This window comes from Pedobacter agri PB92 (assembly GCF_000258495.1).
GTDB classification, from domain to species: Bacteria; Bacteroidota; Bacteroidia; order Sphingobacteriales; family Sphingobacteriaceae; genus Pedobacter; species Pedobacter agri.
Genome location: NZ_AJLG01000006.1, coordinates 23,244 through 38,987, shown reverse-complemented (window position 1 = coordinate 38,987; position 15,744 = coordinate 23,244). Strand labels below are relative to the sequence as shown.

The following is a 15,744-nucleotide window of genomic DNA, read 5'->3' as shown; positions in this document are numbered from 1 at the left end:
ACTAAAATTTTTATCATTATGGAAATTGCCGCAATTGGGCTTCTCGTTATCATACTACTGGTTTTAGTTCTTTTATTCTTCAAAAAACCGCAGACTGCCATAAATATTATTTCTATTGATGAATTTGAAAGAATTAAAGCAGATAACGATGCGTTGAAAATAGCTTTGGCCAAAGCTGATGAACGCGTTTCCAATCTCGGTACAGAAAAAGATCATATCACCATCCTATTAAAACAAGAACAGCAACGTTTAATTGATGAGTTGCAGGCTGAACGCGATCGTTTGGCTGATGCTAACCGCGAGTTGGAAAGTACGCGGTCTTTTTACCTGGCCGAAAAGGAAAAACTCGCGGAACAAAAACTGAGCTACGAACAATCTCAAGAGAAACTTAATAAAGATTTCGAACTGATTGCCAATAAAATACTCGAAGAAAAATCATCGAAATTTATCGAACAGAATAGAACTAACCTCGATATTATTTTGAATCCCTTAAAAGAAAACATTAAAGCTTTTGAAGATAAGGTAGAAAAGGTCTACAAGGCAGAATCTGATGAGCGCAACATATTGAAAGGGGTAATCTCTGAATTACAGATCCAAAGTAAAATGATTCAGGAAGATGCTAATAACTTAACCAAAGCGTTGAAAGGCGACAATAAACGTCAGGGAAACTGGGGCGAGGTGATTTTAGAAAAGGTTTTAGAACGATCTGGCCTGGTTAAGGATCAGGAGTATCGCATTCAGGCTTCGCATACATCCGCCGAAGGCGGACGATACCAGCCGGATGTAGTCATCGATTTACCAGATGATAAACATCTTGTGGTTGATGCTAAGGTGAGTTTGGTTGCCTATGAACGTTCTGTATCTGCAGAGACAGAAGAAGAGCGTGAGGGCTACGTAAAAGCGCATCTGGCTTCTATTAAAAATCATATTCAGGAGCTGTCTTCAAAAAATTACCAGGATTTATATAAAATCAATTCTCCAGACTTTGTTTTGTTGTTCGTTCCAATCGAGTCTTCTTTTAGTATTGCGGTGCAGAAAGATGCAGAACTATTTAATTTTGCATGGGATAGGCGGGTAGTGATTGTGAGTCCTTCGACTTTATTGGCTACTTTACGTACCATTGCCAGTATGTGGAAACAAGAAAGGCAAAATAGGAACGTTATGGAAATTGCCCGTTTAAGCGGTGCGATGTACGATAAATTTGTGGGTTTTGTGGCCGATATGGAAAACATCGGTAAACACATTAAAAATGGTCAGGATGCTTATGATAAAGCCCTAAATAAGTTGTCTGTTGGTTCTGGCAATTTGACCAATACTTCAGAGAGAATTAAAAGGTTAGGTGCCAAAGCTACCAAGCAAATCGATATGAAATATTTGGATGGAGAATAGATTATTATCGGTTAGTTAGGAAACCCATCGATAGCGAAAGGAGAAATTTCGTCATTTCGAGGCACGAAACAATCCTACAACGATGGATTATAATACCCAAGCATTAAGATTGCTTCGTGCCTCGCAATAACGCATACTCTCATATCTACTTATTAAAAGCGTTCCATCCTTGTGCTTTCAATTCATGAACATTATTAGATTTGGAAACCATTTTACAGCCGGAATTTTTATCTGTTACATGGCCAATGACGGTAATATCCACATCGTGCTTTAGCTTCTTGTAATCATCCTGGCTGATGGTAAACAATAATTCATAATCCTCGCCACCACTTAAGGCACAAACCGTTGGATCTATTCCTAATTCACGGGCGGTTTCATACGTCATCGGATCTAAAGGAATCTTCTCTTCATAAATGGTAATTCCTTTATCAGATTGTTCGGCCAAATGCAAAATTTCAGAAGCTAAACCATCAGAAACATCAATCATTGAAGTCGGTTTGATGTCCATTTCTTCGAGAAGTGCCACAATGTCCATGCGTGCTTCCGGCTTTAATTGCCTTTCGATGATGTAATCTTTACCTTCTAAATCTGGCTGGATTTGTGGATTTTCAAGATAGATCAACTTTTCTCTTTCCAGAATCTGTAGACCAACATAGGCACCACCTAAATCGCCGGATACGCAGAGTAAATCATGTTCTTGCGCACCATTCCTGTAAGTTACTTTATCAGCATCAGCGTAACCAATACTGGTGATGCTAATTACTAAACCTTGTTTGCTGGATGAAGTATCGCCGCCAATTAAATCGATATTAAATTTATTACAGGCCAACTCAATTCCTTTATAAATCTCTTCAACAGCTTCTAACGGAAATTTGCTGGATAAACCCAATGAAACCGTAATCTGGCTCGCTTTTCCGTTCATGGCATAAATATCGCTCAGATTAACCTGAACCGCCTTATAACCTAAATGCATTAGAGGTACATACGCCAAATCAAAATGGATACCTTCTAAAAGTAAATCAGTTGAAATGAGGGTTTGTTTACCTTTTGCATCCAGAACAGCCGCATCGTCGCCAACGCCTTTTACCGAGTAATCATTCCTGATTTTAAAATTAGACGTCAGGTGCTTGATTAAACCAAATTCACCTAATTCATTAATATCTGTACGCTCTTTATTTTCAAACATATGCTTATTTCTTTTTGCAATAAAGGGGCGAAGCCCCGATTTTTTTTTAAATTAATCTTCTCATTCTGAGGACTAAAGAATCTGCCCTTTAAAAAGCACTAGCCATTCATTTTTTGCAGATTCCTATTTCATCAGGATGACAAAATCTTACTTTCCATCCAATTTTTACCTTCAGTAAAACGGGCAATCAACATCGCCGCAACATTATCGCCAGTAGCATTTAAAAGCGTCGCCATTGGGTCAACCAAGGTACCAATGATCATCGCTGGTGGTAATGCTTCTGGTGGTAACTGGTATGCAGATATCATTAATAATTCTCCGATATATCCTCCATTCGGTATTCCACCTTCCACAATGCTCACTAAAACGGTTATCCCTAAAGCCAGAATAATCGTATCAACATGCACCAAATCTTTTCCAAAAATAGCAAATACAACCGCTATCTTAATAATTGAACTGATACTTGAACCATCTTTATGTAATGTTGATCCTAATGGAATGGTTACGTTGGTAATATAGGCCGGAACGCCCATTTTCAATGTTCCCTCTAAATTTGCAGGAATAGTAGCAATGCTACTACAGGTTCCTATTGATGTTAAAGATGGAACAATATTATTTTTCCAGAATACTTTGATGGCTTTAAAGCCACCTGCTATAAAGGCATATAAGGTAAAAAATACAATGAAGTAGAAGGCTCCAACTCCGTAATATAAGCCTAATGCTTTCGCATAAGTTCCAAATAACTGCGGGCCAAAAACACCAACCTGGTAAGCGAAATAAGCACCTAAACCAATCGGACCAAGTTTCATAATTAAGATGATGAGCTTTTTCATCACTTCATTACCCGAAACCAAAAAATTCTTAAATCCATCTCCTTCTTTATTTGAATATAAAGTAGAAAATCCGACCAGCACAGAGAAAATAATTAGCGCAAGCATATTTTTTCTGCTCCCAATTTCAAAGAATTCCCCAACTGTCAAAAGTTGCGTCATTTGTTCTCCAAACGATTGAATTTTTTCAGTTTCTGTAGGGATAGGATTATTGCCAAGCGCCTGATGAATTGGGAAAAGCCAAGTAGCAACCAAGGTTAATACCGCAGAAATTAATACAGTAGAAAGAAAAACCAAAACCATTATTGTCAATAGTCTTCCTAGTTTTTTCGTTCGATCGATATTTGCAATAGCAGAAGAAACTGCAAAGAATACCAATGGAATTACTGCTGTAAACAATAAATTTAGAAAAATATCGCCTAGAGGCTTAATACTTTCCACACGCTTTCCAAAAATTAAACCTACAATGCTACCTGCCGTAATACCTGCCAATAGCCAAAGTAAACCCGAATAATTTTTAAGAATGCTGTTTTTCATTGTCTTAAATTTTAGCCATTTCCATTATTCAAAATCCAATCAATTTCTCTATCACAACCCGTAATTTTATCGTTTAAAGATGACGTGATTTCCACATCAGGAAAAATTCCTCTACCTACAACATCGCTTTTAGCATTAGGCGACATTTTGTATAAACCAAATCGTATGGCCAATTTTGAATTTTTAAGCTTTACCACAGGTAAATTACCAGCTACACATTGGTTAAAACCACCACCTGTTTCTTCTCCAATAAACGTTGCCCTATTAATTCCTTTTAAATTTGCACTTAGTAAAGAAGCTGCAGAAAAGGTATATCCATCAATTAAAACATAAAGTTTACCTTTAAAATTTTTAGGGTTTGCCGAAAGCGGATAAATTCCTTTCATAAAAGAATAAAGATTGCCGTTTTTATCCTGCCTTACATAATCTCTATCATCATGTCCGTTGATGAAATACATAAACCTCTGCCATTTATTCCCATATTTACGGTAATCGTATTGACCATTGGTTAACGATTTTTGTAAATAAACAAAATCTTTATCTGTTAAATAGGAGAACAGGTTTCTGCTATGTTCCAGTGATCCTCCACCGTTGCCCCGCAAATCGATAACTAAATGATCAGTGCCTACTTTTGCAATACTATCAAATACTTGTTTATAAAAACGACTATAATCAGCACCAACAATGGAGAAACTTTGAATTTTTAGATAACCATAGTTACGTTTTTCATCCAAAAACCTAAAATCCATTTGTGCTTTTCCGTCTTTATATTGGCCTACATATTTTGGATATCTTGCTTGCTTAGACTTAATCTGATTTTTTGAGGTATCTGCTTTACTCTTCTTTAATGTAGTAATGTAAGTTTCTCCTATACTGTCTTTTACAGTTCTGAACTGAAAATTTACGCTGTCTTTTATTTGATAATAAATTTTAAAATATTGAGCAAAATTTCTTTCTAGAGATCTGCTATTATGGGTGGTATTATACCCGTCAGAACTGATTAATTTATAGAAATCATTCAAGATTGACTGTGTGTTAATGCCTTCTATTGCTACAATTTCAGTACCTGGCCTGATGGATTTATTCTCACTTTTGCTCTCCAATACATAAAGTTTATCGTTGTTAATGCTATAGGTGAATTGATTTATAGGAAATGTTTTTTTACTCAAATCCTTCAATTCCTCTTTCTTGTATTGAATAGCGGGAAACTTTACAGACGTATGCCCACATTTTATTGCAGCTACAACCGGCGTTAATTTTTTATAAAATTCTGCACTGGTTAAAGGCTCAACAATCGAATTTTTTAAACTGTCGAACTTGTAATCTAATTTTTGTTTAGAGATATACCAATACAAACCTGGATGGCCATCTTTAAGCAGTGTATGAGTAAAGTCAACATCCTTTTTTAAATCAGCAACAGCATGTTTATCCGTTGTGATTGAAGCATTATACTTACTTATTTTATCGACTGACTTACAGGCAAAACAAAAAGTAATAATGGAGAGAAAAAATATTTTTTTAAGCACGTTAATTTTGTTGTTTACAGTCCTAGTTCTGCTGAAATATCAAGCATTCTTTGAATTGGTTTACGAGCCTGTTCAATAATATGTTCAGGAACAGTTACTTCCGGCAATCCATTTTTAAGACATAAATATAGTTTTTCTAAAGTATTTCGCTTCATGTACGGACAATCGTTACAAGCGCAACTGTTATTTGGAGGTGCCGGAATAAAAGTTTTATCCGGACAGGCTTTCTCCATTTGGTGAATAATTCCACTTTCAGTGGCTACAATAAATTCTGTAGCAGGATTCGAGATAGAATATTTCAATAAACCAGTTGTAGACCCAATATAATCAGCCATTTGAAGTACTGCCTCTTCACATTCAGGGTGAGCGATAAACTTCGCATTAGGATGGCGTTCTTTTAATTTGGTAATTTTCTCTTTCGAAAAAATCTCATGAACCATACAGGCACCATTCCACAGCACCAAATCTCTACCTGTTTTTTTTGCCACCCAGGCTCCCAGGTTTCTATCCGGACCGAAAATTATTTTCTGGTCCTTTGGTAAACTCTCCACAATTTGTACGGCATTTGTTGAGGTACAAACGATATCACTTAAAGCCTTCAATTCGGCTGTGCAATTCACATAAGTGATCACCAAATGATCTGGATATTTTTCTTTAAACTTTTTGAACAAATGAGGCGGACAACTATCAGCTAAAGAACAACCTGCCTTTACATCTGGTAATAAAACCTTTTTTGAAGGCGATAAAATCTTTGCCGTTTCAGCCATAAAATGCACACCTGCAAATACAATTACATCAGCATCAGTTTTTGCAGCCTCTTGAGATAAACCTAAACTGTCACCAATATAGTCTGCAATATCTTGAATATCAGGTTCTTGATAATAATGCGCCAATATGATCGCATTTTTTTCTTTTTTTAATTTTTCAATTTCATCAAACAGATCCAATGTGGGATCTATCTCCTCATCTACGAAACCTTTTTTATTGATTTCTTCTAATACATCTATGTTCATTTTTAAATTTTCCTTTTTTGAATTTTGACGTTGGCCAAAGATAAAGCTTTCCACGTCTCAATAATTAATAAGTTATTTTAAATAAATAAATCTTGTTTGTTTATTAGTGTGTTAGTATTGTTGGCAAGTTTCGAAAAAAAGTTCTTTAATCTAAGTTGTTAATCGTTTACTAACATTTGAATTACATTTTTGTAATATGATAAGATTGATTTTCAGCACTATCGAAAAGTGACTTAAATTTTATCAATATTGGAATGTTAATTGTTTATAAGTGTGTGAAAAGTTAATTACTTGTACAAATGTGCTTAAAAATTGGGTAAAAGATTGTGGCAAATTGTCTTTTTAGAGTAGCTTTAAACATTCAAATTTATTTGTTAGTCTTATTTCTACATAAAGCTAACAGTTGTTCTATAGTTATCAACAGCGTTGATAAAGTAAATGTTTTTTAGATGAGAAAAGTAGATTTTCTGGTAATAGGTTCAGGTATAGCGGGTTTGAGTTTTGCATTGAAGGCTGCCAAATTTGGTAAGGTTTTAATCGTAACGAAGTCAAATGAAGATGAATCGAATACAAAATATGCTCAAGGCGGTGTTGCCGTTGTGGTGGATAAAGATGATTCTTTTGAGAAACATATTCAGGATACGCTCATTGCCGGTGACGGATTATGCGATGAAAAAATTGTGGAAATCGTTGTAAAAGAGGGACCTCAGCGAATCCAGGAGATCATTGACTACGGTATAAATTTCGATAAAGACAACTCTGGATTTTACGACTTAGCTAAAGAGGGTGGCCATTCTGAACACCGTGTTTTGCACTATAAAGACATCACAGGTTATGAGATTGAGCGTGTATTATTGAAGGAAATTCACGAGAATCCGAACATAGAGATATTAACACACTACTTTGCACTCGAGTTAATTACGCAACATCACCTGGGTGAGTTTGTGGATAAACGCACTGAAGATATCAACTGTTATGGGATATATGCCTTTAACACAGAGCTTAACGATGTGGAAAAGATTGTGGCAAACGTTACGGTTATGGCCTCTGGCGGTGCCGGACATGTGTATTCTGCTACAACAAACCCTGTAATTGCAACAGGAGATGGAATGGCAATGGTTTATCGTGCTAAGGGAAAAGTTAGAAATATGGAGTTTATTCAGTTCCATCCAACCGCTTTATACCATCCTGGAGAGTATCCCTCGTTCTTAATTTCTGAAGCAGTTAGAGGTTTTGGTGGTGTTCTTCGTCGTAAGAATGGTGAGGAGTTTATGCATGAATATGATGAGCGTAAGTCGTTAGCACCTCGTGACATTGTAGCCAGAGCCGTAGATAACGAGATGAAAAAATCTGGTGATGATTTTGTTTATCTGGACATCACCATGCGTAAGAAAGCCGATATTTTGAAACATTTTCCTAATATATATGCGAAATGTTTATCTATCGGTATTGATATGACTAAAGATTATATACCGGTTACGCCAGCTTCCCATTACATGTGTGGAGGTATTATGGTTGATGAATATGGTCGTTCATCAATTAAAAATTTGTATGCCTGTGGTGAGGTTTCTTCGACAGGCTTACATGGTGCCAATCGTTTGGCGTCCAACTCTTTATTAGAAGCTACCGTGTTCGCTCATCGCATTTATCAGGATGCAATTGAAAACTTTAAGAACAACGTAATTCCTGATAATATTCCTGAATGGAACGCTAAAGGTGTAACACAAAGTAATGAAGATGTTCTGGTAACACATAATCTGCGTGAGTTACAAAAAGTTATGGGTGATTATGTTGGAATTGTTCGTTCTGATTTCAGGTTAGAAAGAGCACACAGGAGATTATTTCTAATCTATCAGGAAACGGAAGAATTCTATAAAAATAATAAGGTCTCTGTTAAACTTTGTGAGTTGCGTAATGTGATTCAAACCGCCTATTTAGTCATTAAATCTGCCATGCAACGTAAGGAGAGCAGAGGGTTGCATTTCACTACTGATTACCCTGATCATGCAAAAGAATTGATTGATACTGTATTCTAGTTTGTTAGTTTTTAGAATAGTTAATCAATCTTAATAGGACAACAAAAAATAATTATAATATGCCTTTAATACTTCCAGTTCAAGATAAAGTTCCTCAAATAGGTACAGATAATTTTATTGCAGAAAATGCTACTATTGTAGGCGATGTGGTATTGGGTAACAATTGCTCCGTTTGGTTTAATGCGGTAATTAGAGGCGATGTAAACGCGATTACGATTGGAAATGAATCTAATATACAAGATGGTGCCGTAATTCATGCTACCTATTTAAAAGCATCAACACATATTGGTAATCGAGTTTCAGTTGGGCATAATGCTATTGTACATGGTTGCACAGTCCAGGATAACGTTTTAATCGGTATGGGCGCTATTGTAATGGATCACGCTGTTGTAGAAGAATACTGTATCATCGCAGCTGGTGCAGTCGTGTTGGAAAATACAGTATGCGAAACAGGATTTCTTTATGCCGGAACTCCTGCAAAAAAGATAAAGCCCATTACCGATGAGCAAAGGGCTTTATTAAATAAATTACCGGATAATTATATCATGTATTCAGGGTGGTTCACTAACCCATAGTTATTCGTTGGGAGGTGGAGGTATCGCTAAAGGATCTTCCCGTTCCCAGTTTGGTTTAAGATCTAGTAATGCCTTCAGGTACCACACTTTTTCTGGTTGCGTACCCAGTTTAACATTTCCGGTATCCCAAATTTCGTTTCTATTCTCGTCATAAATTACACGGATCATATATTTTCCGGCAGGATAGTTAGCAAAACGTAATTTCGTATTTCCTTTAATCGGGAACGATTTTATGATATCTTTTTTCTCGGATAGAAATTGGACAATGTAATTTTTACTGGAATCTGGTACACTTACATTATATACCAGTGTGGTGTAACTGTCAGTAGTTTCAAGTTTAAAAGTTTTGTTTATTTCTTTGTTTTTAGCATTAAATATTGCGGTAAAAGTTCCAGCGGCAAACATGATGTCGTATGTTCTTTTCTGCTTCCAGGGATATCGTAGATAATACTTTAAAAAATCAGTGCTGTCTTTTACCAGCTGGAATGTCGTTCTCTTTACTGAATCTTCTAATAGTGTGATTTTTGTCGCATCTGCTGAAGTGATTGGAAAGGGGAAGGTTAATGTATATGTTTGAAAAGGATTTAACTTTCCGTTTCCTGCATTATCTGTGATGGTAACATCGCGTACATAAGTGTCCTTTCTACCTCGGTTAAAATTTAGGGTTTGTAAAATCTTTCCGTCCGACTGGATCGCTACCTTAACAGAGTCAAATCCAAAATCTGTGAGCCACACTTTCGCCGTGTCATTCGTCTTGCTGAAATGTACATACTTGCCTACATCAACTTTGGCAGGATCAGTTACTGTAATTTTCGGATTTTTAAGTTGTTGATTGGATATTATAGTGATGATACCATCATTAGCCAATTTACGATCAAGAACCCTGAAATCTGAAGCAACTTCCTTAAAAACTTGCAGATTGATATTTTCAAGATTCTTATCTACTTTAATAGGATCCTTTAGAAAACCAACCTCATCTGATACCTGCTGATAGATTTTATCACCTCCACCACTACTTTCTTTAATTGCATAAATTTTGTACGAGCCTGCACGAAGATTATTTAATTTATAATTTCCGGAGCTATCTGTTAAGGTATAAATTGATGGTCGTTTCTTTCCAAAAAGTGTATCGCGTTCAATAGGAAAAATAAGTACCGTAACGTCCTTTTCCGCTTCATCATTAAGGGAGCTTTTAACATTTCCACTTATGGATAAAGAGTCAATTTCGTTACCGGTTGAAAAGACGTATGAAAGATTTTTAACGACATTGCTTTCATTGATGTCTGCAACAGCCTTACCAAAATTTAACGTATAGGTTGTATTTTTCTCCAGTGAATCCTGAAGTTCAATTTCCAGGCGTTTTGACCTCACCTTTAAAATAGGTGCTCGCTCTTGTTCCGGAGAAATACTAAACTCTTTGGATTCATCTACAAGTTTAAAATATTCGTCAAATTCTATCGTGATCTTTTTTGCATTAAAATTACGTGTTTGATTTTTTGGCGTCATGCTCAAAATTTTTGGTGGAGTAGTATCCTTTGGTCCACCTTGTGGCGTTTGCATACTTGCACAGCCAGAAAGTAGGAGTGAAGTAACGACAACCAATAAATTTCTAAGGTGAAAATACTGAGCTTTTAAATTTGGCATATTTTAAGCGTTCTGACGAATTTTTACTGTTTTTGGAGATATAATATTAAAAAATGTTTTTTTCAGCTTATATCGCTTTATTTTAATCTATAAATTTTTTATTTAAGGTATTGATTATCAATTACTTAGATATATAAACCATCAAAACGGAAATATCAGAAGGAGAAACACCAGAAATTCTCGATGCCTGACCTAAAGTCCGAGGTTTTATCTTAAATAATTTTTCACGGGCTTCTTTTGATATAGAAACAATTTTATTATAGTCAAAATCAGGCTTAATTTCTTTGTCTTCCATTTTTAACATTTTGGCTACAATCTCATTTTCCTTTTCAAAATAGCTTTCGTACTTAATCTTAATTTCGGCCTGTTCTATCGTTTCACTATCTAAACTAACAGTTGCATTAGCTAACGGCTTACTTACTTTGATAATATCTTGCAAGCCTACATGCGGTCTACCCACCAAACTATGAATCTTAACATTCTGATTTAATATACTAGATCCCAAGCTTTCAAGCATTGGGTTAGCATCTGCCATTTCTATACCTTGAGACTTGGTAAATTTTACTAATGCATCAGCAGCTGAAACTTTTTGATTAACTTTTGCTAAACGTTCATCAGATATCAACCCTAACTGATGACCAATAGGAGATAGGCGGATATCTGCATTATCTTGTCTTAACAATAAACGGTGTTCTGCCCTGGAAGTAAACATACGATAAGGTTCTTCTGTTCCTTTGGTTACCAAATCATCAATCAAAACACCAATATAACTGTCTGATCGTTTCATAATCAGCTCATGTTTTTGATTGATTTTTTGGTGAGCATTAATCCCAGCCATGAAGCCTTGGCATGCTGCCTCCTCATAACCTGTGGTACCATTAATCTGTCCGGCTAAAAATAAATTGCTGATCAGTTTGGTTTCTAATGTTAACGATAACTGGGTAGGTGGGAAGAAATCATATTCAATGGCATATCCCGGTCTAAACATTTTCGCATTTTCAAAACCAGGTATTAATCTTAAGGCTTTAAATTGTACATCCTCCGGAAGAGAAGTTGAAAATCCATTTACATAGATTTCACAAGTATTCCATCCTTCAGGTTCAACGAAAATCTGGTGACGATCACGCTCCGCAAAGCGATTGATTTTATCCTCGATAGACGGACAATAGCGAGGACCTAAACCTTTAATTCGGCCAGTGAACATTGGCGATTTTTCAAAGCCTTCCTTCAAGGTTTCGTGAACATCACCGTTTGTATAGGTGATCCAGCAACAACGCTGGTCTTTCGAAACTCCTGTATCAGTATAAGAAAATTTTCCTGGGTCTTCATCTCCCCACTGTTCTTCCATTTTGGTATAATCAAGACTTCTACCATCCACCCGTGGTGGGGTACCGGTCTTCATTCTGCCGGCTTCCATTCCGAGTTCCACCAACTGCTCCGTAATGCCCGTTGATGCTCTCTCTGCTGTTCTGCCTCCGCCAAATTTCTTTTCTCCAATGTGAATGATGCCATTCAGGAAGGTACCGTTTGTTAATACAACGGCTGTGCTTTCAATCTCAATACCTAATGAAGTTTTTACGCCATAAACTGTATTATCTTTCACTAATAATCCAACCACACTATCTTGCCAGATATCTAAATTAGGTGTTCGCTCCAAAGCCAAACGCCACTCTTCTGCAAAACGCATTCGATCTATTTGCGCTCTTGGGCTCCACATCGCAGGGCCTTTAGATTTATTTAGCATTCTAAACTGAATGGTTGATTTATCAGATATGATGCCTGAATAACCGCCCATCGCATCTACTTCACGAACGATCTGTCCTTTTGCTACGCCACCCATTGCAGGGTTACAACTCATCTGGGCAATGGTGCCCATGTTCATTGTAATTAATAAAACAGATGATCCTAAATTGGCAGCAGCAGCAGCAGCTTCACATCCCGCATGGCCTGCACCAACAACAATCAAATCGTACTTTGAAAACATTTTATTTATTTCTAATAACGTTCCACGTGGAACATTTTGGTAACTTGTAATACTTCGTGGTTTTCAAGATTGCTCATACCCAATGCAAATTTAGGTCTACGATCTTGAACGTTCCACGTGAAACATACGGTTAAATCTTAATGAAATTATAAAGAAAACTACTCAGAAAGTTCTAACCAACGCATTGTAAATTCATCCAGTTTTAGTTTCAGTTTTTCGATTTCACTTGATACTTCCTGAATTTTGATATAATCTGAAGTATCAATTTTAAGTAAGCTTTCAGTCAACTCAGCGATTTTATTTTCAGTATCAGCCATTCCTTTTTCACTATCATCAAGTTCTTTTTGTTCTTTAAAACTTAATTTTTTTATAGTTTTAACTGATACTTGTTCTGCTGAAATTTCGGCTACTTTTTTAGTCTCATTCTTTGTCTTTGGTTGTTCCAGACTTAGGCGATATTCTGAATAATTACCGTTGTAAATCTTAACTACACCTTCACCTTCCATGATAAAAAGTTGATCACTCATCTTATCTAAAAGATATCGATCATGTGAAACCAACATTAATATACCTGGGAAATTTTCTAAAAATTCTTCAAGCACATTTAGCGTATCAATATCTAAATCGTTTGTTGGCTCATCTAATATCAGGAAGTTTGGATTCTGCATTAAAACTTTCATCAGATTCAAACGCTTCTTTTCTCCACCACTTAACTTCTCTACCATGCCATGTTGTTTCTTCGGTGGGAAGAGAAAAAGTGTTAATAGGGCAGAAGCAGTGATCACGGAACCGTCGGCCATTTTGATATATTCCGCATCTGACTTTACAATATCAATCACTCTTTCTTTAGGATCGAATGTCAAGCCACCTTGTTTGTAATAACCAAAAACTGTAGTTTCTCCGGTATCAACCGTTCCAGAATCAGGCGTTAGCTGACTGGTGATAACATTTAGTAATGTTGATTTACCTGTACCATTTTTACCGGCTAAGCCAATGCGGTCTCCCTTTTTAAAAGTATAACTAAAATCGTTAATGATGGCACGTCCATCAAACGACTTCGCGATGTGATCAAGTTCAATAATTTTGCCTCCCTGACGAGACATCTTCATTTGGAGGTTAATAGTCTGATTATCAGACTTTTTCTTTGTTTTTTCCTCTAATTCGTAAAAAGCATTGATCCTGGCATTAGATTTAGTTGCACGAGCCTGTGGCATACGCCTCATCCACTCTAATTCTTTCTTTAGTAGCTGCTGATTCTTATGTTGAACAGTCGCGTCTAAAGCTTCTCTTTCGGATTTCTTTTCTAGAAAATAAGCATAATTTCCGTTGTAATTGAAAATCTTGCCCCGATCCAGTTCCACTATTGTATTGCAAACATTATCTAAAAAATATCGATCATGTGTAACCAATAGGATGGTTTTCTGTCCGGTAGTCAACAATTTTTCAAGCCACTCAATGGTATCAATGTCCAAATGATTCGTTGGCTCATCCAACACTAAAATTTCAGGATCTTCAATTAAAAGTTTAGCCAAAGCCAACCTCTTCTTTTGTCCACCAGAGAGCGTAGCAATTTTTTGTTGCAAATGAGTAATGCCCATTCTGTTTAAAATGGTTTTGATCTCATGCTCATATTCCCAGGCATTATGCTCACTTAATTCTTCGTATAAACGATTGAGCGTTTTTTCATCCGGGTTAGGATTTTCAATTAGTTCTTCATATTCTTTAATCAACTGTTGTTGCTTATTCTCCAAAGAGAAAATATGATCGCTGATTGAAAAACCCTCCGTAAACTGAGGTTCCTGATCTAAGAAGCCAATCTTAACAGCTTTATTTTTAACAATCTTACCTTCGAGTGGAGGAAATCTCTCTGCCAGTAATTTCAAAAGTGTACTCTTACCAGCGCCATTAATGCCGACCAACGCTACACGCTGACCAGAGTTAATACCCAAAGTTAAATTTTTAAATAGCCATTCGTCATGATAACCATGACCCAGACCTTCTGCCGCAATTAGTGTGCTCAAATTTTTTGTATTTCGGATTTATAAAAGAAAATTAGTGCAAAAGTACGGATAAAATAATTGGTTGACTAAAATGTTATTGCAAAGCTGCTTTATGAGGGTAAAAATGGCAGAGTGCTGATTTTTTAAAGGTAGCTACTTGTTAACCAGGAAGAAATTAAAAGAAAACAGCGGCTGGAATCGCTCCGCCGCTGCTTCAATCATTAACTAAAACTAAACTTTATCTTCATGAGGCTAACAACTAGTTTTGTACACCGCTCATATTATCTTGCTGCTTTTCTATATGACTGCAATAAGCGATAAATGTTGCACAAGATATGGTTAGAATATACCAGCATAGCTAATTAATCGACCAACGTGTTAAACTGTTAGACGAACAGGAAGTTAATACATTGAAAATGGACTTTTGAATGACAAGAAAATGTAGAGAAGATCTATATTAAGTAAATGACCATGGTAGAACAAGCATGGCAATAGCGGGCTTTACATCACTTAATAATCAATATTGCTTTCGCGATTCTTTTTGGGGAGTGAAAGGTTAAATCAGTTCAACTAAACTTCTATAACTTAAATATTCATCTTCTTTTTGAGTCATTAGGGTTTTCGCTGCTTTGCCTTTATCCTTATAGCCAAGCAAGTGCAAGGTTCCATGAATCATAATGCGGCAAACTTCATCAAACTCATTTATTTTGAAAGTTTTTGCGTTTTCTTTAACACGCTCAATGCTGATGAAAATGTCGCTAACAATCTGTTTTTCTACGTCCGAATTATCGAAAGTAATAATATCGGTGTAGGTATCATGATTTAAATACTGTTGATTGATGCCCAGCAAATATTCATCGCTGCAGAAAATGAAATTTAGTTCCTGCAATTCGAAACCCTCTTTTTCGATGGTCGCTTTAATCCACTTTTTAACCTTTAACTTTTGTGGAAGATTGTAACGAACAGATTCAGTAAAAAATGAAATCGCAGGCATATTGATGAGGTTTAAAGCCGCAAATTTAAG

Annotated in this window: 11 protein-coding genes; 3 read left to right on the top strand and 8 right to left on the bottom strand. The window is 36.2% G+C overall.

Going from position 1 to position 15,744, the window contains the following annotated elements; translation table 11 throughout:
* Nucleotides 1-18: 18 nt before the first annotated feature.
* Nucleotides 19-1,389: a DNA recombination protein RmuC gene (locus ON09_RS01815; protein ID WP_010599357.1), complete on the top strand. Its 1,371-nt coding sequence runs from the start codon at nt 19-21 to the stop codon at nt 1,387-1,389.
* A gap of 145 nt (nt 1,390-1,534) precedes the next feature.
* On the opposite strand, the gene thiL is transcribed toward ON09_RS01815, so the two are convergent.
* The 4 genes from thiL to nadA form a co-directional block, all read right to left on the bottom strand.
* The gene (thiL, locus tag ON09_RS01810; RefSeq protein ID WP_010599356.1) at nt 1,535-2,575 is read right to left on the bottom strand and encodes a thiamine-phosphate kinase; all 1,041 of its coding nucleotides are present in this window, start codon (nt 2,573-2,575) and stop codon (nt 1,535-1,537) included.
* A 131-nt stretch (nt 2,576-2,706) separates the two neighbouring features.
* On the bottom strand, nt 2,707-3,942 hold the full coding sequence (locus ON09_RS01805; RefSeq protein ID WP_010599355.1) for a dicarboxylate/amino acid:cation symporter: 1,236 nt from the start codon (nt 3,940-3,942) through the stop codon (nt 2,707-2,709).
* An 11-nt stretch (nt 3,943-3,953) separates the two neighbouring features.
* Nucleotides 3,954-5,468 carry a S41 family peptidase gene (locus tag ON09_RS01800; protein WP_010599354.1) on the bottom strand — a complete coding sequence of 505 codons (1,515 nt, stop codon included), beginning with the start codon at nt 5,466-5,468 and terminating at the stop codon, nt 3,954-3,956.
* A 14-nt stretch (nt 5,469-5,482) separates the two neighbouring features.
* A complete protein-coding gene (nadA, locus tag ON09_RS01795; RefSeq protein ID WP_262495780.1) occupies nt 5,483-6,523 on the bottom strand; it encodes a quinolinate synthase NadA in 1,041 nt (346 codons plus the stop codon).
* A gap of 407 nt (nt 6,524-6,930) precedes the next feature.
* Between nadA and nadB the strand changes: the two genes are divergently transcribed.
* Entirely contained in the window at nt 6,931-8,517 is a 1,587-nt protein-coding gene (gene nadB, locus ON09_RS01790; protein ID WP_010599352.1) for an L-aspartate oxidase, read from the top strand.
* A gap of 59 nt (nt 8,518-8,576) precedes the next feature.
* Complete coding sequence (locus ON09_RS01785; RefSeq protein ID WP_010599351.1) at nt 8,577-9,092, top strand: gamma carbonic anhydrase family protein; 516 nt, start codon at nt 8,577-8,579, stop codon at nt 9,090-9,092.
* Here ON09_RS01785 and ON09_RS01780 read toward each other — a convergent pair whose 3' ends face one another.
* The 4 genes from ON09_RS01780 to ybeY all read right to left on the bottom strand — a co-directional run bounded on the left by ON09_RS01780 (nt 9,093) and on the right by ybeY (nt 15,714).
* Nucleotides 9,093-10,736, bottom strand: coding sequence for an Ig-like domain-containing protein (locus ON09_RS01780; RefSeq protein ID WP_010599350.1), 1,644 nt, complete (start codon nt 10,734-10,736; stop codon nt 9,093-9,095). It abuts the gene before it with no gap.
* Between the two features lie 121 nt (nt 10,737-10,857).
* On the bottom strand, nt 10,858-12,720 hold the full coding sequence (mnmG, locus tag ON09_RS01775; RefSeq protein ID WP_010599349.1) for a tRNA uridine-5-carboxymethylaminomethyl(34) synthesis enzyme MnmG: 1,863 nt from the start codon (nt 12,718-12,720) through the stop codon (nt 10,858-10,860).
* A 158-nt stretch (nt 12,721-12,878) separates the two neighbouring features.
* A complete protein-coding gene (locus ON09_RS01770; protein ID WP_010599348.1) occupies nt 12,879-14,741 on the bottom strand; it encodes an ABC-F family ATP-binding cassette domain-containing protein in 1,863 nt (620 codons plus the stop codon).
* Nucleotides 14,742-15,276: 535 nt separating this feature from the next.
* Entirely contained in the window at nt 15,277-15,714 is a 438-nt protein-coding gene (gene ybeY / locus ON09_RS01765; RefSeq protein WP_010599347.1) for an rRNA maturation RNase YbeY, read from the bottom strand.
* Between the last annotated feature and the right edge of the window lie 30 nt (nt 15,715-15,744).

Coding starts and splice junctions, on each gene's coding strand:
- ON09_RS01815 (WP_010599357.1), top strand. CDS start 19: ATGGAAATTGCCGCAATTGGGCTTCTCGTTATCATACTACTGGTTTTA.
- thiL (WP_010599356.1), bottom strand. CDS start 2,575: ATGTTTGAAAATAAAGAGCGTACAGATATTAATGAATTAGGTGAATTT.
- ON09_RS01805 (WP_010599355.1), bottom strand. CDS start 3,942: ATGAAAAACAGCATTCTTAAAAATTATTCGGGTTTACTTTGGCTATTG.
- nadB (WP_010599352.1), top strand. CDS start 6,931: ATGAGAAAAGTAGATTTTCTGGTAATAGGTTCAGGTATAGCGGGTTTG.
- ON09_RS01785 (WP_010599351.1), top strand. CDS start 8,577: ATGCCTTTAATACTTCCAGTTCAAGATAAAGTTCCTCAAATAGGTACA.
- ON09_RS01780 (WP_010599350.1), bottom strand. CDS start 10,736: ATGCCAAATTTAAAAGCTCAGTATTTTCACCTTAGAAATTTATTGGTT.
- mnmG (WP_010599349.1), bottom strand. CDS start 12,720: ATGTTTTCAAAGTACGATTTGATTGTTGTTGGTGCAGGCCATGCGGGA.
- ybeY (WP_010599347.1), bottom strand. CDS start 15,714: ATGCCTGCGATTTCATTTTTTACTGAATCTGTTCGTTACAATCTTCCA.